23 protein-coding genes are annotated in these 21,070 nt (G+C 40.1%); 13 read left to right on the forward strand and 10 right to left on the reverse strand.

Going from position 1 to position 21,070, the window contains the following annotated elements:
• The coding region (locus ABWK04_01585; protein ID MEZ0360578.1) for a chorismate-binding protein at positions 1-993 on the forward strand (993 nt) is incomplete at its 5' end.
• Here the strand turns inward: ABWK04_01585 and ABWK04_01590 are convergent.
• Positions 990-1,529, reverse strand: coding sequence for a tetratricopeptide repeat protein (locus tag ABWK04_01590; GenBank protein MEZ0360579.1), 540 nt, complete (start codon positions 1,527-1,529; stop codon positions 990-992). The two genes, ABWK04_01585 and ABWK04_01590, sit on opposite strands and share 4 nt — an antisense overlap.
• Positions 1,530-1,559: 30 nt before the next feature.
• On the opposite strand from ABWK04_01590, the gene ABWK04_01595 reads away from it, so the two are divergent.
• Complete coding sequence (locus tag ABWK04_01595) at positions 1,560-2,633, forward strand: AI-2E family transporter (protein MEZ0360580.1); 1,074 nt, start codon at positions 1,560-1,562, stop codon at positions 2,631-2,633.
• On the opposite strand, the gene purD is transcribed toward ABWK04_01595, so the two are convergent.
• From purD to hpt, 7 genes are all read right to left on the reverse strand, one after another.
• Complete coding sequence (gene purD, locus ABWK04_01600) at positions 2,617-3,882, reverse strand: phosphoribosylamine--glycine ligase (GenBank protein ID MEZ0360581.1); 1,266 nt, start codon at positions 3,880-3,882, stop codon at positions 2,617-2,619. The two genes, ABWK04_01595 and purD, sit on opposite strands and share 17 nt — an antisense overlap.
• Before the next feature lie 8 nt (positions 3,883-3,890).
• Positions 3,891-5,018 (reverse strand): acetoin utilization protein AcuC, encoded by a 1,128-nt coding sequence (locus ABWK04_01605; protein MEZ0360582.1) that lies wholly within the window; start codon positions 5,016-5,018, stop codon positions 3,891-3,893.
• 87 nt (positions 5,019-5,105) lie between these two features.
• Complete coding sequence (locus ABWK04_01610) at positions 5,106-6,392, reverse strand: CBS domain-containing protein (protein ID MEZ0360583.1); 1,287 nt, start codon at positions 6,390-6,392, stop codon at positions 5,106-5,108.
• The gene (locus ABWK04_01615; GenBank protein ID MEZ0360584.1) at positions 6,389-7,555 is read right to left on the reverse strand and encodes an LL-diaminopimelate aminotransferase; all 1,167 of its coding nucleotides are present in this window, start codon (positions 7,553-7,555) and stop codon (positions 6,389-6,391) included. The genes ABWK04_01610 and ABWK04_01615 overlap by 4 nt, the downstream gene beginning before the upstream one ends.
• 11 nt (positions 7,556-7,566) lie before the next feature.
• On the reverse strand, positions 7,567-8,121 hold the full coding sequence (locus tag ABWK04_01620) for a hypothetical protein (GenBank protein ID MEZ0360585.1): 555 nt from the start codon (positions 8,119-8,121) through the stop codon (positions 7,567-7,569).
• Positions 8,118-9,398, reverse strand: a complete 1,281-nt coding sequence (hisD, locus tag ABWK04_01625) for a histidinol dehydrogenase (protein ID MEZ0360586.1) — start codon at positions 9,396-9,398, stop codon at positions 8,118-8,120. Before hisD ends, ABWK04_01620 begins: the two co-directional genes overlap by 4 nt.
• 9 nt (positions 9,399-9,407) lie before the next feature.
• Positions 9,408-9,947, reverse strand: a complete 540-nt coding sequence (hpt, locus tag ABWK04_01630; GenBank protein ID MEZ0360587.1) for a hypoxanthine phosphoribosyltransferase — start codon at positions 9,945-9,947, stop codon at positions 9,408-9,410.
• A 16-nt stretch (positions 9,948-9,963) separates the two neighbouring features.
• Here hpt and plsY point away from each other — a divergent pair, with 16 nt between their 5' ends.
• From plsY to ABWK04_01645, 3 genes are read left to right on the forward strand one after another with little or no spacing between them, the layout of a single operon-like run.
• Entirely contained in the window at positions 9,964-10,548 is a 585-nt protein-coding gene (gene plsY / locus ABWK04_01635; protein MEZ0360588.1) for a glycerol-3-phosphate 1-O-acyltransferase PlsY, read from the forward strand.
• Positions 10,548-11,978, forward strand: a complete 1,431-nt coding sequence (locus ABWK04_01640; GenBank protein MEZ0360589.1) for a glycosyltransferase family 39 protein — start codon at positions 10,548-10,550, stop codon at positions 11,976-11,978. The genes plsY and ABWK04_01640 overlap by 1 nt, the downstream gene beginning before the upstream one ends.
• Positions 11,979-12,000: 22 nt before the next feature.
• Positions 12,001-12,819, forward strand: a complete 819-nt coding sequence (locus ABWK04_01645; protein ID MEZ0360590.1) for a hypothetical protein — start codon at positions 12,001-12,003, stop codon at positions 12,817-12,819.
• Between the two features lies 1 nt (position 12,820).
• On the opposite strand, the gene recG is transcribed toward ABWK04_01645, so the two are convergent.
• Positions 12,821-15,178, reverse strand: coding sequence for an ATP-dependent DNA helicase RecG (gene recG / locus ABWK04_01650; GenBank protein MEZ0360591.1), 2,358 nt, complete (start codon positions 15,176-15,178; stop codon positions 12,821-12,823).
• A gap of 10 nt (positions 15,179-15,188) precedes the next feature.
• Positions 15,189-16,982 (reverse strand): translation elongation factor 4, encoded by a 1,794-nt coding sequence (gene lepA, locus ABWK04_01655; protein ID MEZ0360592.1) that lies wholly within the window; start codon positions 16,980-16,982, stop codon positions 15,189-15,191.
• 173 nt (positions 16,983-17,155) lie between these two features.
• Here lepA and ABWK04_01660 point away from each other — a divergent pair, with 173 nt between their 5' ends.
• The 8 genes from ABWK04_01660 to moaA all read left to right on the forward strand — a co-directional run bounded on the left by ABWK04_01660 (position 17,156) and on the right by moaA (position 21,062).
• Positions 17,156-17,449 (forward strand): metal-sensitive transcriptional regulator, encoded by a 294-nt coding sequence (locus ABWK04_01660; protein MEZ0360593.1) that lies wholly within the window; start codon positions 17,156-17,158, stop codon positions 17,447-17,449.
• 1 nt (position 17,450) lies between these two features.
• Positions 17,451-17,792, forward strand: a complete 342-nt coding sequence (locus tag ABWK04_01665; protein MEZ0360594.1) for a mercuric transporter MerT family protein — start codon at positions 17,451-17,453, stop codon at positions 17,790-17,792.
• A 46-nt stretch (positions 17,793-17,838) separates the two neighbouring features.
• A complete protein-coding gene (locus ABWK04_01670; protein MEZ0360595.1) occupies positions 17,839-18,087 on the forward strand; it encodes a heavy metal-associated domain-containing protein in 249 nt (82 codons plus the stop codon).
• Positions 18,088-18,097: 10 nt separating this feature from the next.
• On the forward strand, positions 18,098-18,421 hold the full coding sequence (locus tag ABWK04_01675; GenBank protein ID MEZ0360596.1) for a cation transporter: 324 nt from the start codon (positions 18,098-18,100) through the stop codon (positions 18,419-18,421).
• Positions 18,422-18,487: 66 nt separating this feature from the next.
• Positions 18,488-18,664, forward strand: a complete 177-nt coding sequence (locus tag ABWK04_01680) for a hypothetical protein (protein ID MEZ0360597.1) — start codon at positions 18,488-18,490, stop codon at positions 18,662-18,664.
• A 112-nt stretch (positions 18,665-18,776) separates the two neighbouring features.
• Positions 18,777-19,577 carry an FAD-dependent oxidoreductase gene (locus ABWK04_01685; GenBank protein MEZ0360598.1) on the forward strand — a complete coding sequence of 267 codons (801 nt, stop codon included), beginning with the start codon at positions 18,777-18,779 and terminating at the stop codon, positions 19,575-19,577.
• A 61-nt stretch (positions 19,578-19,638) separates the two neighbouring features.
• The gene (locus ABWK04_01690; protein MEZ0360599.1) at positions 19,639-20,061 is read left to right on the forward strand and encodes a molybdenum cofactor biosynthesis protein MoaE; all 423 of its coding nucleotides are present in this window, start codon (positions 19,639-19,641) and stop codon (positions 20,059-20,061) included.
• Complete coding sequence (moaA, locus tag ABWK04_01695; protein MEZ0360600.1) at positions 20,058-21,062, forward strand: GTP 3',8-cyclase MoaA; 1,005 nt, start codon at positions 20,058-20,060, stop codon at positions 21,060-21,062. The genes ABWK04_01690 and moaA overlap by 4 nt, the downstream gene beginning before the upstream one ends.
• Positions 21,063-21,070: the final 8 nt, after the last annotated feature.

A 21,070-nucleotide genomic window follows, 5' to 3' on the forward strand; every position in this document is an offset into this window, starting at 1 on the left:
GGTATCTATGAAGCACGCATAAAAAGTGTGAGTTTTATGGAGGATATAAAGGGACTTTCCTTGAGGGACTTTCCCTATTTCCTTTTAGTGTCTTATCATGTAGCAAGTCAAACATTGAAGCTTCCCATAAAGAGTTCTTTGCTACCGTCCGTTGTAGTCATAAAAATAGATGACTTCAAACCTGTGAAGCCTGAAAGTAAAAGAATATCTCTCAAATTCTTGGGGAGTTCACTCTCCGATAAGGACTTTATTAACGGGGTTTTGAGAGTAAAGCGCTTTATTGAAAAGGGAGAAATATATCAGCTGAATCTCACAAATGCCTTTCACTTTGAGTTCGAAGGAGACACACTTGACCTCTTTTTTAACTTTTACAGAAGACAGCCGGTAGATTACGCCTTTTTCTTTGATGCTACAGAGTTTTATATCATCTCCGGTTCTATGGAGCTTTTCTTAAAAAGGGAAGGCAGAAAACTGAAAAGTGAACCCATAAAGGGTACGTCTTCCTCAAAGAAAGCACTTGAAAGAAGCGAAAAGGATAGATCCGAAAACCTCATGATCACGGATGTAGTAAGAAACGATCTGGGTGCTGTAGGTAAAAATATTGAAGTGAGGGAACTTTTTGCAATTAGAAAGTACAGAACTCTTTATCATATGTATTCAACAGTTGAATGTGAAACTTCAGCTTCACTCGTAGATACACTTTTTGCAACTTTTCCACCTGCATCTGTAACCGGAGCGCCAAAAAGGAAGGCTGTTGAGATAATAGATATGCTTGAACCTCACGAGAGGAGTTTTTATTGTGGATGTGCCGGTTTTCTCAGAGCCGAAGATGATTTTACTCTGTCCGTACTTATAAGAACAGCTGTCGGCAGAGAAAACATACTTACCTATTACTCAGGTTGTGGGATAGTCTGGGATTCGGATCCAAAGAAAGAGCTAAAGGAACTTTATTTAAAGCTAAAAGCCTTCGCACCGCACCTATTTACTCCTTAGTGTAACCAGCGGAGGGTTATCTCGTATCCCTCTCCATGTTTAAGTTTCTTTTTAATCCCATGCTTTTTCCCCTTTATGCGCTCACCTTCGTAGTAAGTAGCAACAAGTTCGTTTCCCGGATCTATGCTCTTTGCTCTCTCAAAGTATAAGGTAGCATCCTCTGGCTTTTCCATGTAAAGAAGCGTAACACCTATGGTAGCGTATACTCTGGCTTTCCAAACATCGTCAGGGGCATACCTTACCACATAGATCAATCTGTTGTAAGCTTGAGAGTAGTATCCGCACATACCTTCTGCCACACCGAGCCAGTAGAGAGCTTCAAAGTTCTTAGGGTCTTTCTCAACCGCTTTGTTAAACTCATGTATAGCCTGTTTGCAGTGCCATTTAGCGAGCTGTTTCTTACCGTTTTCCAAAGCATTTTCCGAAGCTATAACGAGTCCCGGTGGTCTCCTATCGTATTCCTCTTTTACAACTATCGTCTTTTGCGCACACGAAAATGCAAAAAAGCTGATCATAAAAAGTAATAACCTACCCATGAAGAATAGTGTAATAAAATACTAAAAAAGATGACAAGGGAAAAGATCTTTTCTTACTTCCTGCTTGGTGTAACAGCGTTCTTTACCCTTCTCGTTTTTGTGATTCTCACGCCTTTTTTGAAACCCATACTATGGGCTATAATCTTTGCCTTAGTAATCTATCCCATACATTTGAAGTTTTCTAAATGTCTACGTGGTGACACATTATCGGCTCTGATTATAACCTCTTTGGCACTTATTTTTATAGTTATACCTTTCTTTCTCATAGGTTTGGTAGCTGTTAAGCAAAGTATGGAGATAATGAGAACGCTAATTGAATATCTTCAAAACCACACACTCATAGATGCTCTGCACAGTCTTTATAAACTACCCTTTGCGGATAGACTTCTCACTGAACAGATGCTACAAAAGCTTTACGAATATATACAATCTGAAGAGTTCAGAAATACCCTTACATCTTATCTGGGTAAATTAACGCAAAAAGCTGGAGAGATCTTCACATCAATGATTTTTGCTACAGGCTCTGTGGTCTTTAAGTCCTTCGTATTTATAATCAGTTTATTTTTTATCCTCAGGGATGGTAAAAGATTTTTGGAGTTTTTTGAAAGATTTCTCCCTATGCACAGGGAGGATCTCTATGAGGTTCTTTTGACAGTTTACAAAACTGTGCTTGCTGTAGTTTATGGAAGCATAGGTGTCGCTATATTTCAAGCTATCCTAAGTTTCACAGCTTACACTATAATAGGGATAAATTATGCTCTTGTATGGGCTTTGCTCACTTTTATAGCGTCTTTTATTCCACCTTTCGGGACGGGCTTTGTATGGTTCCCCATAGCCATATACAGCTTTTTTAGTAAAAGTGTATTTTACGGCATATTTATGCTATTGTGGGGGTTCCTGATTATATCAACAGTTGACAATGTAGTAAGACCATTGATCATGAAGAAGGGCATAAGAATGCCTTATATAGCGCTTTTCTTTTCAACGGTGGGTGGATTACTTACTTTTGGATTTCTCGGGCTTTTCTTAGGTCCTATCGTTTTTACTACACTCTTTTCCCTGGCGGTAATATACGAGAGGAGAATACTCAAACAAGATCAATAGCTTTGAGACCTATGTCCTTTCTATATTGCATACCTTCAAATCTTATCCTTTCTATAGCTCCGTATACCTTTTCCCTTGCTTCTCGAAGATTATAACCCCAAGCACATACGTTGAGAACCCTTCCGCCCCGTACCACAACCTTACCATTCTGTATATCGGTTCCCGCATGGAACACCACTATATCGTCATCCTTTATATTGTCAAGTCCGTATACAACGTCCCCTACTTGAGGTTTCTCCGGATAGCCTCTGCTTGCCAATACTACACAGAGAGCGCACCTGTTATCTATTTCTATTTCTGTATATTTACCTTCATAAAAGTCCAAAAGGTTTTTCGCAAAATCTCCTTTTATTCTCATAAGAATAGGTTGAGCTTCGGGATCTCCGAGCCTCACATTAAATTCAAGAACTTTCGGTCCATCTTCGGTTAGCATAAGCCCCGCATACAAAAAACCTCTGTAGTAGATGCCTTCTTCTTTTAGCCCCCTTATCAACCTTTCTATTACTTGCTTTTGTATGACTCTTTCTATCTCTTCGTTAACAAAGGGTGTGGGTGAATAAGCTCCCATACCTCCAGTATTAGGTCCTGCGTCACCATCAAGAAGTCTTTTGTGGTCCTGAGAAGAGGGGAGCGGTAGGTATCTCTCTCCATCTAAAAGTACTATGTAAGACACTTCCTGTCCCTCAAGGAACTGCTCTATAACTACCCTTTTACCTGAAATTCCAAGTTCTCCTCTCACCATCAATTTATCTATAGCCTCCATTGCTGTCTTTTCATCATAGCAAACCATAGCACCCTTCCCTCCAGCAAGACCGTCCGCCTTTATTACAAGAGGTGTACCAAAATCCTTTATAAATCTTTTTGCTTTTGCTGGGTCCTCAAAAACATCATAAACCGCTGTAGGTATATTGTACTTTTGCATAAAGCTTTTGGCAAAAGCTTTACTTCCTTCAAGCTGTGATGCTGTTTTATTTGGTCCAAATATCTTTAGACCTCTCATTTCAAACTCATCAACTATGCCTTCCACCAAAGGTGCCTCAGGTCCTACTATGGTGAAATCTATTCCCTCCTTTGAAACAAACTCCGCGAGATCTTTTACGTTGGTAGGTTCTATGTCAACTTTTTTTGCTATCTCCCATGCGCCTGCATTTCCCTTAGCCACATATATCTCTTTTACAAGTTTACTTTGACTCAGCTTCCAAACTAAAGCGTGTTCCCTTCCTCCGTTTCCAACCACAAGCAGTTTCACCTTAAAAATTATAGCAAAAAGTATGCCTTTAACTTTTCCAGAAGCCTTTTGACATCTTCCCTTACAGGCTCTTCATTGAACTCATCTAAAAGGTAATCGTACATATAACTTCTGTCCGTTTCATCATCAAACTCTTCAAAATTCACACTCAAAAGTAGCTCCTTAGATTTGGCGTTTATCTTTATAGGGATTTCTCTATCTGTAATTTCACACCAGATGAGAGTCCAAGCCCTCACAAGAGCTATAGGGTGATAACCTCCACCTCCTAAATAGATACCATCCCCGAAGAAATTCCTTACTATTCTAAAAGCCTCTAAAAATCCCGCATTGGAAAGTTCAAACTTAGAAAGGTAATCTTCTCTTAGTGTGTCAGTACCAAGCTGTAGTATATAGGCGTCTGGCTCAAATATTTCTTTCACTATTTCCAAGCTCCTTTCAAGAGCGTAAAGATAATCTCTGTCTTTTATACCTTTTGGAAGTGGAACGTTCATATTAAACCTCTCTCCTCTGCCATTACCTGTTTCCTCCAAGAAACCGGTTTTGAAAGGAAAGGCATACTCAGGAGATTGGTGCAAGGAGAGAACAAATACGCTGTCATCTTCGTAATAATGATCTTGAATAGCATCACAATGGTGTGCATCAAGGTCTATATAAAGTATCTTTCTTATGCCAAGCCTTTTTAGAAACTCTATGCTGATGGCAGGGTCATTCAAAAAGCAAAAGCCGTTTGCCCTGTTTGGATAAGCGTGATGCATACCTCCGGCTGGATTGAATGCTACACCGCCTTTTAGAAAGATCTCAACAGCCTGTATGGAAGAACCCGTAGCCAAGAGAGAGCCTCTCCACATAGCTGGTGATATGGGATTTTCATAAGTACCTATGTTGTATTTTTCCCTATATCCATCTTTTACACACATGCATCTATCAACTTCTTTCAGCGCTTCAATGTAGTCTGGTGTATGATAAAATAAAAGCTCTTCTTCAGTTGCATTCCGACTTTCAAGTAGTTCATCTTCCTTTATAAGATCCATGGCTTTTAAAAACTCAACGAGCAGGGAAACGCGTGGTATTCTAAGCGGATGGTTCTGCGTATATCTAAGATTCTTATATTTTAAACTTCCTATAAGTTTTTTCATCAAGAACTCCGCTGAAGACCCTGCTTATGCTTTTGGCGATAAAAGGATGTGGCTTCGAGAAACATGCCTTATGTCCAAAGAGATTTTTCATGACGCACTTACTTTGGTATAACTCTTTACGAGATTGTGTATTTCTTTGTAGTTTATGTCTCCGGCAAGCACATAAGTCCTGTCTTTATATTGGAATTTTGCTGACAATGTTATGCAAAAATCATCCGTTGCTTGGGATATGTATATATCCGATATATATATGCCATCCTTCATAGCCTGCTTAAAGTACATCTTTTCGGATCTGTCCGCTCCCTTTTTGCCTGCCTTTATGTGATACTTTATTTTGGGATTTATGACATTGTTGGATATCTGAATACCTTTTTCGTTCATTATATAGAAGAGTTCAAAGTATGGATACTCTTTGAAAAAGTCGTAAAGTACATATTCCCACAGTTCCCTATCTTCCCTATTTATCCTCTCAAGAACCTTTTTAAAGTCCTCAGTTATCTGTTCCTTTATCTTTACGATAAGTTCCTTTGCTTCGTACTCACATATAATGACAGAAGGCTGTAGCCCATACATTATGAAAAAGGATACATCCACACCTTTTAACCTATCCTTAGTGTCTGAAGTTATCTTGAAAAGTTCCTCGTAACTTTTTACGATCTCTAAGGGTATCATGTAGCCCTGAACATGAACGGGCTTTGCATCCGCATAGAGCAGTGAAAACTCTTTATGAAAACCCTCTATTATTTCTTTTATTTTTCCTTTACTGAGTTTCTCTTTTGAGAGGGCGTAAACTTCCCCCTCATCCTTGACGATGGATACATCACCCAAGATACTGTCTTTTACATCCTCGTATAGTATCTTATAAAGACCTTCCTCTTTAACAGTCCCGTATTCTTCTCTGAAGGTCTTCTTCCCTTTGAGAAAGAATGCGTAAAGGTAATAAGGCTGTCCGAAGAAGTTTCTCAACTTCTGGAAAATGGATGTCTCTGCATCTTTGTGCATGCAAACGTAATGCAAAAGAACGTGATAAAAAAGTACGCCTAAATATGATCCATCTTTGTTTACAACTATCAGCGGGTCTTTTTTCAGATTAAAGAAATCAAAAAGTCCGTTGATTTTATCCGCAGTGGTTTTAAGATTTCTGAGTCTGGTAAGTGGTTTTGTAAGGTCACCAATTGAAAGACTTTGTCCGTATACAGCGAGGAACACATCCCTCTTTTTTACCCATCCAACGGGTTTCCCGTCTCTGACAACTACAAAAAATTCGTGTAGCTCGTGTTCGTTAAAAAGCTTAACAGCTTCCTTAATACCTACAGTATATTCCACAGAAGGTACAAAGGTACAAAGCTGTGAAATATCCACTTCCTTCATCATATTTTTAATTTACGAATCCTTTCCGTTGCTTCCATGAGTCTTTCTGTAGGTAAAGTGAGGGATATACGAAAGTAACCTTCTCCGTACTGTCCAAAGCCGTTTCCCGGAGTACAAACCACACCACACTCATCAAGTAGCAAAGAGACAAACTGAGCGGAGGTATATCCTTTGGGTACCTTAACCCACAAATAGAATGTAGCTGTAGAGTTATAAACTTCAAGCCCTATATCTTCAAGAGCCTTAACCATAACCTCCCTTCTTTGCTTATAGATCTCCCTGATCCTTTGGATTTCGCTTTCTGGCATTTTTAGAGCTGTTATCCCAGCTTCCTGAATAGCTTGAAACTGTCCAGAATCTATGTTAGTTTTTACCTTTCCAAGACCAGCGACAAGTTCTGCATTTCCTACAGCCATACCTATGCGCCATCCTGTCATATTGAAAGTTTTTGAGAGTGAATGAAACTCTATGGCTACTTCTTTAGCTTCATCTATCTGGAGTATGGATATGGGTTTTTCGTTCCCCATATATATCTCCGAATAAGCAAGATCCGAAGCTACTATAATGTTGTGTTCCATTGCCCAGTTTACAAGCTCCCTGTAAAAGTCCTCTTTTGCCGTTGCAGAGGTAGGGTTATTGGGATAATTTACCCAAATGATTTTCGCCTTTTTTAACACATCTTTGGGTATGCTCTTAAAATCAGGAAGGAATCCGTTTTCTTCCTTTAGGGGTATGATGTAAGGTATGCCACCGGCAAAGATGGTTCCTATCTTGTATACTGGATATGCAGGATCGGGGCAAAGCACAACATCTCCGGGGTTTACAAAAGCTAAAGGGAAGTGAGCTATTCCTTCCTTTGAACCTATGAGTGTAATAACTTCAGTTGTAGGATCTAATGAAACTCCAAACCTCCTTCTGTAAAAATCTGCAACAGCTTCCCTGAAGGAGAGCATACCTTCGTAAGATGGATACCGGTGATGCTCGGGTTTTTCAACCGCTTTCTGCATGGCCTTTATTATAGGTTCAGGAGTTGGTATGTCCGGATCCCCTATACCAAGATCTATTATGTCCACACCTTGAGAGAGCTTTTCCCTCTTCTTCATATCTATTTGCGCAAAAAGGTATGGTGGTAAGCTTTTTATCCTCTCAGAGTATTCAAAGCTCATGCTTTACCTCCTCATCTTTTAAGTTCATCAACGTTAAAAAAGAAGGATAGATCTCCTATACTCACCTTCACATTCTTGTAATAGCCCTCTTTTGTTCTCTGCCCATACTCAAGCACTACAAACTTGCCTCTCTTTTTGTCGGTTAGCTCTACCTTCTTCAACTCGCCGTTGCTAAATATGTACTTCCTGAGGTATACCTGATCATCCCTTTCGAAGATGATCGTGCCAAATGAGCATGTAGGTTTTTCATCACCCAAAAGTAGCGCCCCAAAAATTAATCCATCTGGATTTATAGGCAGATCAAGGCACGTAGCATTAATGCAAAGATTACCCTCTTCTAAGAGGAGTGTCCCCGTTTGTGAACTTCTCAGAGTGTATCTTCCCATATCTTTTTCAACATACATAGGTACCTTTAAAATGCCGTACTTCAGAGATACGAGAGCTTTATAACTTTTCGGCGCTACATCCTCCGAGTATCTGCTCTTTATGTCTTTCTCACCCGGACAAACCAGGGGTGCACAGGCATACTCAAGCATAAAAATGCAGATCAACAAGATCTTTTTCATACCTCTCTCCTGATCTTTACAGATGTATAGTGAGCAAATAGTCCCTCAGCCTTTGCTATGCTTTCAGTAAGCTCAGCGAGCCTGTCAAAACCTTCCTTAGAAACATACATTACAGAACTTCTCTTTATAAAATCATAAACACCTAAGGGAGAAAAGAATCTTGCGGTACCACCTGTAGGAAGAGTGTGATTTGGACCTAAAATATAGTCTCCAAGAGCTTCAGTACTCAGTCTTCCCAAGAAGATAGCTCCAGCATGCTTTATGTAAGGCAGTAATGAAAAAGGGTCTTGTGTTAGCACTTCAAGGTGTTCAGGTGCTATGTAATTGGCTACCTCACACGCTTTGTAGAGATCATCCACCAGAAATATGGTACCGAACCGTTCTACAGATTTTTGGGCTATATCCTTTCTGGGAAAGTTCTCCATAAGTCTTTTCAACTCTTCCTTTACATTCAATGCGTGTCTTTCATCCGTTGTAACCATAAAAGCACCAGCAAGTTCGTCATGCTCAGCCTGAGACAGAAGATCAGCTGCAATCCAAGCGGGATCACACGATCCGTCAGATATTATCAGTATCTCGGAAGGACCAGCTATCATGTCTATATCGACCACCCCAAAGAGGAGTTTTTTTGCTACAGCTACGTATATATTGCCAGGACCAACTATTTTATCAACTTTCGGTATCATCTCAGTTCCGTAGGCGAGACCGGCTATAGCTTGAGCACCTCCTATCTGGTAAACTCTACTCACACCGGCTATGAAAGCAGATGCCAGAGTATACCTGTTAGGCTTGGGAGAAACCATGATCACTTCTTCAACACCTGCCACAATAGCAGGTACAACGTTCATAAGCACAGTAGAAGGATAGGAAGCTTTACCACCTGGTACATACACCCCCACCCTTTCTATAGGTGTAATTTTCATACCTAAAATGGTTCCACTTTCCTCCAAAAAGAAGCCCTTTTCCTTCTGGAGTTCGTGAAATCTCCTTATCCTTTCACAGGCTATCTCAAGAGCTGAACGTACATCCTCCTCTATTTCGTTGTAGGCATTTTCAAGCTCTTCATACGGGATCTCCATAGTGTCTTTGGTCAGCTTTATACCATCAAACTTTTCGGTATACTCCATTATAGCCCTGTCACCCTCTTGTTTAACCTTCTTTATTATCTCCCTGACAACTGGTTCATACTCCTCTTCAAGTATTTCTCCCCTCTTCGCGATAAAACGTAGCCTTTCGTTAAATCTCCACGCTGTGTTTCTTAGGTCTTCAACCTTCATAGATACTTATTATAAACCTTCAACCGCATAAATACCCCTTAAGTTTCTACCTTCTTCATCCCAATCGAGTCCATATCCAACGAGGAAAGCATCCGGAACGTAAAAACCTGTATAATCAACTTTAACTTCCACCTTCCTCCTTTCGTACTTATCAAGCAGTACACAAGTTTTTAGTATTTTGGGTTCTCTCATTTTCAATATTTGTATTATCTCTTTGAGCGTGTATCCTGTATCCAAAATGTCATCAACGAGAAGGACTTTTTCTCCCTGTATATTCATGCTTATGTCTTTAAGGACTCTTACATGACCTTCGCTCACCGTTCCTGAGCCGTAACTTGAGACCCACATAAAGTCTACCTTCACAGGTAGAGATACGCTTCTGATCAGATCAGCGAGAAATATGAAAGATCCTTTCAAAAGACCCACAGCTATAAAAGGTTCTCCCATATCTCTATCTATTTCTTGTGCTAACTCTTCTACCCTCTTTTTTATCGCCTCTTGATCTATGACAAGTCTCAACTTTTTACCTTTTACGCTCAATGCTTGCATGATAAAATTATAGCTTATGGATAGTATCCTACTCGTTTTGTTTGCGTATCTTCTGGGTTCTGTTCTCTTCGGTGAGCATATAGCCAAAGCAAAAGGTGTGGATCTGAGATCTACAGGTAGCGGTAATGTTGGAGCTACTAATGTAGGCAGAGCTTTAGGTGCAAAGTACGCTGTTTTGGTCTTCATTCTTGATATGTTTAAGGGTCTATTTCCAATATTTCTGGCAAGGGTATATTTCGGTGTTGAAAGTTGGACACTCAGCGTTGTAGGTGTTGCAAGTGTACTCGGACACGTCTTACCTATTTTTCACTCTTTTAAAGGTGGAAAGGGTGTAGCTACCGCTTTCGGTGTCCTTTTGGGTATTTCTCCGCTTGTAGCCTTCATCTGTCTGGGTGTGTGGGGTATGGTCTTCAAATTAAAAGGATACGTTTCCTTAGCTTCTCTAATTTCTTGTGCCTTGGCACCTTTCCTTTTATTGATTTTTAGCTATCCCTTAAATGTGCTGTTTATGTCCTTCGTGATAGTGTTTCTTATCTTTTGCAAACACAGGGACAACATAATCAGACTCATAGAAGGAAGGGAACATTCTTTTAAAATCTGATGGTGTATGTCCTTATTTTTAATACTTCCCTTTTGATCTTTAGAATACTTTACATCCTTTACTATCATACGGATTTATCTCCAGAAGAAGCCCAATACTGGGACTGGTCACGGCATTTGGATCTCAGTTACTACTCTAAACCCCCTATGGTGGCATACTTAAATTTTCTGGCGGGAAAGATCTTAGGGGTTAGTGAGCTCGCGGTGAGGGTAAGCCCGGTAGTACTTTCTTTTCTCCTTTCTATCATCACTTACGTTTTTGTTAGGAGGATCTTCGGACATAAGATAGCGTTTATATCATCGACTCTTCCCCAAATAACGGTTGGGTATGCGGTAAATTCACTCCTGATGACCACGGACGCCCCTTTTGTGTTTTTTTGGTCTTTATCCGTTATGTGCTTATACGAGGCTATGGAGAAAAATGACACAAAGCTGTGGTTTCTCTCAGGAGTGCTTTCAGGATTCGCTTTTTTGAGTAAGTATCCGGCTGTTTTCCTACTTCCCATTACCCTAACATACATGGCTCTTTTAAAAAGACACCTCCTCAAAAGGCTTAATCCTTATTTTAGCCTGATCCCCGCTTTTTTGCTTTCTCTTCCCGTTTTTGTATGGAACTACATGCATAACTTCGTTTCTTTCAAGCATGTTTCAACCCTCGCGTCCAAAAGTGATAACTTTTTTCAACCTTTTTATGTCCTTGAGTTTGTCGGAAGTCAGGCTGTCTTATTATCCGTATTACCCTTCATCACGCTTTTGTATGCTTGGGTGAAGAGTTTCAAAAACCGAAATCTTCTATTTTTCACCTTCTATTCCTTACCTATTTTTCTATTTTTCCTCCTTCTTTCCTTTCACAAAAGGGTAGAAGCAAACTGGTCAGGTTTCGCCTATTTTTCGGGTTTTATTCTTATATCTTACTTTTTATCTCGTAGTGTACTCCTTTTACCTACCTACTTTTTTTCTTTTCTGATCTTTTTGTTTTTACACTTCACCCCTTTATTGGATGCTTTAGGATTTGGGAAATTTCTCCCTCCTGAAAAAGATCCTACCAAGTTTTTGGTGGGTTGGAGGTCCCTTGCCAAAAGGGTGGATGAACTTTATACAGGTAATGAACTTGTATTTTCTCCTCAGTATCAGGTATCTGCGGAGCTTGCATTTTACATGAAGGGAACCCCCCAAACTTACTGTGTGAATTTAGGGAGGAGAATGAATCAGTACGATCTTTGGAAAGATGGTATGAAAGCTTATATAGGAAAGGATGCCATATTTGTAAGCGTAGGACCTATACAAAAGAGGGTTCTTGATGCTTTTGATGGTATAATAAAGGAGGATATATACAGGGTCTTTTGGAGAGGTAAAGAGGTAAGCGTTTTTTACATTTACAAGCTCAAAAATTATAGAGGTTTGGAGGAGAACTTACCGATGGGTTATTAGGTTTGCCCTCAGTACGTATCTTTTGGGATTTTTTGCATATCACACTTTACCATTTAGGTTTTTTACCAAAGTTGATTACTCCATACCTCACCCAAGTCCTATGCCGGTAAACCGCAGATGCGTATTTGTTGCAGGCGTCAAAACGGTTTTTAATTCTCCACTGGGAGATCCAAAAAAGATTATCAAGATTATGAAAGAAAAGAGCATAGATGTTGCCTTTTCCGACACGCCTTGCGCTTACAATACATTCTTAAACGTAAAAGTGAAAGGTGTAAGTTATAGTGATATTCCAATGATCTTGAGAATATCTTACTTAGCTTTTGAGTTTTTACCAAAAAAGTTCATATTTGAAGAACCTATGGATATGTATTCCCTCTATTTTGGACAGCCTTGCGAGCCTTTCCTTTCCGATATTCCCGTGATAGCTTCTTTTCTATCTTACGATTTTCCCTCCTACTCCTTTATACTCGGAGATAGGAGGAACATTCTTCAAAACACTTCTTGCCAAGATGTAACACCTTTGAGTTTACAGGGAACTGTTCCTATCTCCGATGGAATAAATATAAGCGCCTATCTTTACTCAGAGAGAGGTTACTCCTTTCCCGGGGAAGAAGCAAGGGGTGGGGGAAGGTACATACTTAAGGTAAGCAAAAGAAAGGTGATCTTGCTACTTAGTAAAAACGAAAAACTCATTGGGGTTTATGACCAAAACTACATCAACGAACCTGTTTCTGAAAAGGGTAGCTACAGTGCGAAAATTTACAGTTACAGCTTCAAAATAGGTACAGTTTACTTCGGACTTAGGTTTCTTTCTTGTATTCCACCGATATATATCAAATAATTTAAGCTATGTAACTTATGTCTATACGCTCCGAGTATTTGTATATAAGAAGCTTTTTAATATCCTCAACACTTGTCAAGTTATCTATAAATCGGCTGACGTCTTCTTTAGCGAGCTGTAGCATGTATTTGTCCTGTACCCTTGCTAAGTTTGCAACATTAAAGCCAAAGTATCCGGATTGGGAAACACCCATAAGCTCTCCTGGTCCTCTTAGCTTTAGATCCTCTTCAGCTATCTTGAATCCATCATTTATCTGCACGAGAATTTTAAGTCTATTTATAGCCTCCGCATCTGTATTTCTGAGATGATCAGGTACTATGAGAAAGCAATAGCCCTGTCTTTCCGACCTTCCCACTCTACCTCTGAGCTGGTGTATCTGAGAGAGTCCAAACATGTGAGCCGATTCTATTACCATAACTGTGGCTGAAGGTACATCTACTCCTACCTCCACCACAGTGGTGGAAACCAAAATATCACCGTCCTTTCTAAACTCCTTCATAACAGCTTCCTTTTCGCTATCTTTGAGTTTCCCATGCATCAAAAGTACCTTTCTGTCTGGAAATAGATCCTTCCAGCGTATATACTCATCGGTAGCCGACTTTAGCTGTAGCTTTTCGGAACTCTCTATAAGAGGGTATATGACGTAAACCTTTCCACCTTTGCTAAGTTCCTGCCTTATAAAACTTAAGCATCTCTCCATTTCAGACTCAAACAGCACTTTGGTAATTACTGGCTTCCTTCCTTTGGGCATCTGATCTATGATAGATATATCAAGATCACCGTACAAACAAAGGGCTAAGGTTCTGGGTATAGGTGTTGCACTCATCACAAGGCAGTGAGGGAAAAGCCCCTTCCCTTTCTTCAACATGTCTTTCCTTTGCATAACACCGAACCTATGCTGTTCATCTATAACAACAAAAGCCAAATTTTTGAACTCTAAATTATCCTGAAGGAGGGCGTGTGTACCTATAAGCACTTGTATGTCCCCAGTGTTTACATGCTTATATATGCTCCTTCTGGTAGAACCTCTGATAGAACCTGTCAAAATACTTACCCTTATACCGAGAGGTTCAAGAAACTTTCTAAAGCTTTCGTAGTGTTGCTGTGCAAGTATTTCAGTGGGAGCCATTATGGCGCACTGGTATCCTTCTTTGGCAAAGGCGTAAGAGACAGCCATCGCTACCACTGTCTTCCCGCTTCCCACATCACCCTGAAGGAGTCTATTCATAGGTCTTTTGCTCTTTATATCCAATGATATCTCCTTGAGTACCTTCCTCTGAGCCTCTGTCAATCTAAAGGGTAAGGTGCTCATAAACTCTTCCATATGTTCCTCAGGCTTTGTAAGGCAAACAGCCGAAAGGCTCTTTATCTGCCTCTTTTTTACCTGAAGGGCAAGTTGGAAAAGGAGAAGCTCTTCGTAGATGAGTCTTCTTTGAAAAGATGTTCTGAAGCTGTTAAGGGTATCTTCATCCTCATCGCAAGGGTTATGTGCAAGATAGAGGCTTTCACCTATCTTGGGAAATCCATATTTTTGGAGCAGTTCCGCAGGTAGATACTCGGGCATAAATTTTGTATACTCAAGGAGCTTTTCTATCGCTTGCCTGACTTTTTTATGTCTTGTCTTTGAGGAGAAGGTTTTTATTTCTCCTTTGGTTCTTATGTAGTAAAAGGGTAGTATCCTACCAAACTCATTTTCTTGAAAAGATACCTCTGGATGGACCATGTACCTTTCGCCTTTAAACTCTTTTAGCCTACCGTAAACTACTATCTGACTTCCCCTTCTGAAGGGATATAAGGGCTTTTCGTTTTTGTAGCGAAAGCGAAGGTACAAAATACCTGTAGCGTCTTCACACTTTACAAAAGCCGGATACTTCTCGGAAGGATCGTAGCCTGTCTCTACCACTTTGAGCTTTAGGGCTATCTTTTGCCCAGCCTTAGTGGTTTTCACCGAATTGTTTAACCTCCTGTCTTCGTATCTCACCGGCAGATACCATAGCGCCGAGTAAAGGTCCTTTATACCGAGGGACTTGAGCAGTTTCTTTTCTTTTTCATCGAGAACCTTTATTTTATCTATTGGTACAAAGAACTTCTCTATAGGTTTCTTTTCAAAACCAGAAAAGTCAACGCTTATTTTGTGGGTAGGATGAGTGAGCCTTTCCTTTATCACTTTGAGTATGCCTATACGCTTCTGTAAAGATACTTTATCAAAATCTTTAAGGAGGTTAAGATAAACAGGTTCAAGCTCTTCCCTGAGTAAATTAAAAAGGTAAAGACCCACACCAGAACTTCTCTTGAGTTTGATATGCCTGTTTTCTTCAAGCTCCTGTATGAATCTCTTTGCTTTTTCTATCTTTTCCATACTGAGATGATCACTCAACCTTTAATACTGTTAGAAAGGCTTCCTGCGGAAGCTCCACTTTTCCAAACTGCTTAAGTCTCTTTTTCCCCTCCTTCTGCTTTTCTAAGAGCTTTTTCTTTCTGGTTATGTCTCCACCATAGCACTTCGCTGTTACGTTAGCTCTCAATGGTGGTATCCTCTCAGAAGCTATGATCTTGTTCCCTATACCTGCCTGAACCTTTACCTCAAATAACTGCCTGGGAATAACCTCTCTTAGTTTTTCTACGAGCTGTCTTGCTCTCCTGTAAGCTTTATCTTTGTGTACTATGAAAGATAGCGCGTCAACAGGATCGTTGTTTATAAAAATGTTGAGCCTCACAAGATCCTCTTCTTTAAAACCTATAAACTCGTAATCGTATGAAGCGTAACCTTTAGAAACTCCCTTTATCTTGTCGTGAAAGTCCATAATGATTTCACTGAGAGGCATCTCATACTCAAGGAGAACCGTATTCTGATCCAAATACATAAACTTCTTCTGAGTTCCGCGCCTTTCTTGACAGAGATTTATTACGTTTCCCACATAATCTTTTGGCGTGATTATAGTGAGTAGGACGAAAGGCTCTTCTATTGCCTCTATAATTCCCCAGTTCTCGGGAAGATCCGAGGGATTCCGCACTTCCCTAATTTGACCATTTTTAAACCTAACCCTGTAAACAACACTTGGTGCAGTTGTAACTATGCTGACGTTATATTCCCTTTCAAGCCTTTCCTGAACTATCTCCATGTGTAAAAGCCCAAGGAACCCAACCCTAAAGCCCAAGCCAAGCGCGGGAGATGTTTCAGGTTCGTACTGTATTGCAGCGTCGTTTATAGCGTACCTCTCAAGGGCATCTCTTAGCTCTTCATAAGTATAACCATCGGATGGATAAATACCCGCGTAAACCATAGGTTTAGCTGGTCTAAAACCTGGAACAGGGCTTTCTGTAGGTCGCTTTGCGTCCGTTATGGTGTCTCCTATTTTAATATCCCTAACATCCTTTATGGAAGCTGCTATGTATCCCACATCTCCAGCAGTAAGCTTGTCAAACTTCGCCATCTTAGGCGTTTGAGCGCCAACTTCTGTAACTTCAAACTCTTTTCCAGTAGAAAACAGCCTTATACGTATACCTGGTTTTACCTCACCGTCAAAAACTCTCACAAAAGCTACAGCACCCCTATACTGATCATAGTATGAATCAAAGATAAGTGCTTTAAGAGGCGCATTCGGATCTCCCTTAGGTGGAGGTATGCGATGTACTATGGCTTCAAGCACAGCTTCTATACCTATACCTTCTTTGGCTGATATGAGAAGCACATCCTTCGCAGGAAGTCCCAAAATATCTTCTATTTGCTTTATTACCCTTTCTGGTTGAGCCGAAGGCAAATCTATTTTGTTAATTACAGGCAGTATCACCAGGTCCTGTTCTACAGCTTTCCAGAAGTTAGCAACGGTTTGAGCTTCTATCCCCTGCGTTGCATCCACCAAAAGTATAGCGCCTTCACACGCTGCAAGTGCCCTTGAGACTTCATAAGAGAAATCCACATGTCCGGGTGTGTCTATAAGGTGTAAGGTATAAGTTTTACGGTCCTTAGCTCTATAAAACATCTTGACAGCTTGAAGCTTTATCGTTATACCACGCTCTCTTTCTATCTCTAAGGTATCCAGCATCTGATCTTTTAGCTCTCGCCTTGATACACTGCCGGTAAACTCAAGAAGCCTATCCGCCAGAGTGGATTTTCCATGATCCACATGCGCTATTATGGAGAAGTTCCTTATCAGGTCCATCTTATATAAATTTATATAAAACTTAGACAAGAAGTCTCCATATCCAAGCTCACAACACCCTTTGTGCTGATAAAAGCACCCAAGTTTTTTGTATGGAGGCAGGAACTAAAAGCACAGCTTTAGCATTTGCCAAACTACCTGCCTTCACATGTAAAACAGCTATTATATTAGGTATGAAAGAATGCGATATATATTTACCGGAAGAGAGCATAAAAGAACTTTTAAATAGGCTTCTTCGCATAGAGGGGCAAGTAAAAGGACTCCAAAGGATGCTAAAGGAAAGAAAGAGCTGTGATGATATACTCATTCAAATATCAGCAGTTAAATCTGCGCTGAACTCTGTTGCCATTAAGCTTTTAAAAGACCATGCGGAGTATTGCGTAAAGCCAGGAATAGAATATGGAGATATAAGAGCTTTTGAAGATTTCATGGGAGCTCTTGAAAAGCTCATAAAGGGAGGTTGCTGATATGAGGGAGACAGTAAGTAGCCTTTTAGGAATGGTTGCGTCCTTTTTGTCCGCTTCCTGTTGTATTGCCCCTACTCTATTTGTAGTATTCGGTGTATCAACAGGAAGTCTTAGCTTTCTCAACGTTCTTGAACCATACAGGTTTTACTTTCTGGCTATGGGTTATATCGCTGTTGGCTACTCCTTTTATAAAAGCTTTCTTAAAAAACCTAATGTAGATTGTGTATGTGAAGATAGAGTAAAATTCCACAAACTTAGAAAAGGTTTAACCCTAATGGCTTTTGTGTTTCTGCTTGTCTCCACATTATACCCATATATCCTTGCAAAAATTTATGGAAACTAAAAAGGAGGTTTTAACATGAAAAAAACTTTTACTGATACCACTTATTATGGTAAGCCTTAGCTTTGCAGAAGAAGTTTTCGTGATTGATGTGGAAGGTATGACATGCGAAATGTGTCAAATTGCTGTCAAAAGGGCTATTTCTCAAATAAATGGGGTTAAGCGACTATTAACCTCTCTAAATAACAATATAGCTGTGGTTATTGCACAGGACGGAACAAAAGAAGACCTTTTATTGAAGGCTATATCAAATACTGGAAACTATAAGGGTACTGTAATTGGTAAGACAAGATTTTAGGAGGCGTAAGATGATTTATCTGAAAATAACTGGTATGACCTGTGGGCATTGTGCTAAGACTGTGAAAAAGGCACTTGAGAGTGTGCCAGGTGTAAGTAAAGCGAAGGTCTATTTCCCTCAAGGCTATGCAGTGGTGGAAGGCAATAAGGCTTTGGATGTGGAAACTTTAATAGAAGCAGTTAGAAGTTCTGGATACAGAGCTGAACCCCTTGAGAAAGGCTCCGTATATATTTCATCAGGAGATTACTACGATATGTTTATTTTAGGTGGCGGTTCTGCTGGGTTCGCAGCTGCTATAAAGGCTGTAGAACTTGGAGCTAAAAAGTGCTTATAGCAGAGGGAAAAGACATGTTTGAATAGGGGGTGCATACCTTCAAAGTACTTAGTAGAAATTGCTAATATGCTTTTTAGACCAAGGACAGAATTGATAGAGGGTTTTCAAGCAGAAGAAGTTAACTTTAACAAGGTTATTGAACTAAAGGATAAGCTTATATCCGAACTTAGAAAAGAAAAATATTGGAATGTTCTTGAGGCTTATCCAGAGATTAATATGCAGAAGGACATGCGGAGTTCATAGACAATGGTAAAGCTACAATCAACAGCGAAGAAGTAAACTTTAATAAAGCTATAATAGCTACGGGTTCAAAGCCTTTTTAAGATTTGGTAGTAGAGTTTCTGTATTTGAAGCCTTGCCAGAAATCACTATGGGTGAAGAACCAGAGCTAAGAAGGAAGCTTAAGGAACTTTTAGAAAAGGAAGGTATGAAAATTTACACCTCAGCAAAGGTTGAAGAGGTTAGTGAATACAAAGGAGGCATACTTCTAAAAATACTGCACGATAACAAGAAAATGGAAGTTATAGGTAGTCATATACTTATCGCAGTTGGGAGGAGAGCCAATACGGAGCATACAGGTATTGAAAGAGTTGGCGTAGAACTGGACGATAGAGGGTTCATAAAGGTTGATGATTATCTCCAAACCACAAATAAAGACATATACGGAGCTGGAGACTGTATAAATAGAATGCTTCTTGTCACTACGGCAGCTATGGAAGGTGCTGTTGCAGCGGAAAATGCCTTGCTTGGAAACAGAAAAAGAATTGATTACTTGCCTGTCCCCCGTGCCATATTTACAGATCCTGAGCTTGCCAGCGTTGGTTTTACTGAAGAGGGGGCAAGAAAAAGGGGTATGGACGTGGAGACAAGGGTTTTAGACTTTACTAAAGTTCCAAGGGCGATTATCAGCCTTAAGAATCATGGACTTATAAAAATGGTAGTAGAAAAAGGTTCAAGGCGTATTCTCGGTGTTCATATGCTTTCTCCTCATGGAGCTGAGTTGATACACAAAGCCGTGCCACTTATAAAATATGGGCTTAGGCTTGAAGATGTTATTGATATGGTAGACGTTTATTCTACGCTTTCTGAAGCGATAAAACTATGTGCCCAATCCTTCTATAAGGACATTTCAAAGCTTTCCTGCTGTGCTGTATAAGATAAATGATGTATTTCTACACACAAATTGTGAAAGAAAAAGTATATTTAATAAACTAGCCATGGTGCCAAAAGTTTATATAGGTATAGAGTGGTTGGGTATAGAGAAAATACTTGCTCATTACGATATTCCCAGTAATTGTGGAGCGAGCGTAACCTTTCTTGGTATAGCAAGATCGGCTCCGGAAGATGGGGATGTAAAAGAGCTTCACTACGAAGCTTTTCCAGAAATGGCTGTCAAAGTTATGGAGGAAATAAGACAGGAAGCAATAAAACTCTTTTCCGTCAAAGAGGTTTTTGTCCACCACAGGCTTGGTATTGTTAGAGTAGGGGAGCCATCCTTTCTCGTGTGTGTCTTTGGTGGGCATAGAGAGGAGACATTTAAAGCGTGTAGGTACGTGGTGGATGAGGTTAAAAAGAGGGCACCTATATGGAAAAAAGAGGTATTTTCAAACGGTAAAGGCGAGTGGGTACTCGGAGCATGATAAAGGACAGCTACGGAAGGGAACTTCACGACCTTAGAATATCAGTAACTGACAGGTGTAACTTCAGGTGTCAGTTTTGTATGCCAGCCGAACAAGAGTATGAGTTTTATCCTCGTTCGGAGATACTTACCTTTGAGGAGATAAAGCGTATAGTGGAAGTAAGCGTCAGATTAGGAGTCAGTAAGGTAAGAATAACTGGAGGAGAGCCTCTCGTCAGAAAACACATCGAGAATCTTGTAAAGCTTCTTTCTGAGGTAAAAGGTTTGCAAGACATAAGCATGACTACAAACGGATTTTTGCTTTCAGAAAAGGCAAGATCACTCAAAGAGGCAGGTTTAAAGAGAGTAACTGTGAGTTTCCACTCTTTAAGAGATGAGGTGTTTTCCAAAGTAGTCGGTAGGAGTATAAAAGTTTCACAGATACTGAGCGGTATAGAAACAGCTCTTGAGGTTGGTCTCCATCCTGTCAAGGTCAATGTGTGTGTGGTAAAAGGTCTTAACGATGGCGAAATACTTGATATAGCAAAGTTTTTCAAAAGTATGGGTGTAGTTGTAAGATTCATAGAGTTTATGGATGTAGGCAATGTGAACGGATGGTCTTTGGAAAAGGTAGTGTCAGCTAAGGAAATAGTTAGAGTAATATCTAGGGAGTTTGAAATTGAACCCGTAGAAAAGAGCTACAGAGGTGAGGTAGCTGACAGATACAGATACAAAGATGACGGACTTGAGTTTGGTGTTATCTCATCCGTGACACAACCCTTTTGTGGGGATTGCAACAGACTCCGACTTACAGCTGACGGAAAGCTCCTTACTTGCCTTTTTGCAACGGATGGCTACGATATCAAGACACTCATAAGAGGTGGTGCAAGCGATGAGGATATAGAGGATTTTATAAGATCCGTATGGCATTCAAGAAAGGACAGATACTCGGAGGAGAGATTGGAGAAATTAAGTAAAGGGGAGGTTATAAGGAAAGTGGAGATGTTCAAAGTGGGTGGTTGATGTATAAT

Origin of the sequence: Hydrogenobacter sp. (assembly GCA_041287335.1) — a bacterium.
Lineage (GTDB): Bacteria > Aquificota > Aquificia > Aquificales > Aquificaceae > Hydrogenobacter.

Bases quoted from the DNA above. Each gene is read 5' to 3' on its own strand.
- lepA (MEZ0360592.1), bottom strand. From the start codon at position 16,982: ATGGACCTGATAAGGAACTTCTCCATAATAGCGCATGTGGATCATGGA.
- recG (MEZ0360591.1), bottom strand. From the start codon at position 15,178: ATGGAAAAGATAGAAAAAGCAAAGAGATTCATACAGGAGCTTGAAGAA.
- ABWK04_01605 (MEZ0360582.1), bottom strand. From the start codon at position 5,018: ATGAAAAAACTTATAGGAAGTTTAAAATATAAGAATCTTAGATATACG.
- ABWK04_01595 (MEZ0360580.1), top strand. From the start codon at position 1,560: ATGACAAGGGAAAAGATCTTTTCTTACTTCCTGCTTGGTGTAACAGCG.
- ABWK04_01675 (MEZ0360596.1), top strand. From the start codon at position 18,098: ATGATTTATCTGAAAATAACTGGTATGACCTGTGGGCATTGTGCTAAG.
- ABWK04_01610 (MEZ0360583.1), bottom strand. From the start codon at position 6,392: ATGATGAAGGAAGTGGATATTTCACAGCTTTGTACCTTTGTACCTTCT.
- ABWK04_01665 (MEZ0360594.1), top strand. From the start codon at position 17,451: ATGAGGGAGACAGTAAGTAGCCTTTTAGGAATGGTTGCGTCCTTTTTG.
- hpt (MEZ0360587.1), bottom strand. From the start codon at position 9,947: ATGCAAGCATTGAGCGTAAAAGGTAAAAAGTTGAGACTTGTCATAGAT.
- ABWK04_01590 (MEZ0360579.1), bottom strand. From the start codon at position 1,529: ATGGGTAGGTTATTACTTTTTATGATCAGCTTTTTTGCATTTTCGTGT.
- plsY (MEZ0360588.1), top strand. From the start codon at position 9,964: ATGGATAGTATCCTACTCGTTTTGTTTGCGTATCTTCTGGGTTCTGTT.
- ABWK04_01680 (MEZ0360597.1), top strand. From the start codon at position 18,488: ATGCTTTTTAGACCAAGGACAGAATTGATAGAGGGTTTTCAAGCAGAA.
- moaA (MEZ0360600.1), top strand. From the start codon at position 20,058: ATGATAAAGGACAGCTACGGAAGGGAACTTCACGACCTTAGAATATCA.
- ABWK04_01690 (MEZ0360599.1), top strand. From the start codon at position 19,639: ATGGTGCCAAAAGTTTATATAGGTATAGAGTGGTTGGGTATAGAGAAA.
- ABWK04_01660 (MEZ0360593.1), top strand. From the start codon at position 17,156: ATGAAAGAATGCGATATATATTTACCGGAAGAGAGCATAAAAGAACTT.
- ABWK04_01615 (MEZ0360584.1), bottom strand. From the start codon at position 7,555: ATGAGCTTTGAATACTCTGAGAGGATAAAAAGCTTACCACCATACCTT.
- ABWK04_01670 (MEZ0360595.1), top strand. From the start codon at position 17,839: ATGGTAAGCCTTAGCTTTGCAGAAGAAGTTTTCGTGATTGATGTGGAA.
- ABWK04_01620 (MEZ0360585.1), bottom strand. From the start codon at position 8,121: ATGAAAAAGATCTTGTTGATCTGCATTTTTATGCTTGAGTATGCCTGT.
- ABWK04_01640 (MEZ0360589.1), top strand. From the start codon at position 10,548: ATGGTGTATGTCCTTATTTTTAATACTTCCCTTTTGATCTTTAGAATA.
- hisD (MEZ0360586.1), bottom strand. From the start codon at position 9,398: ATGAAGGTTGAAGACCTAAGAAACACAGCGTGGAGATTTAACGAAAGG.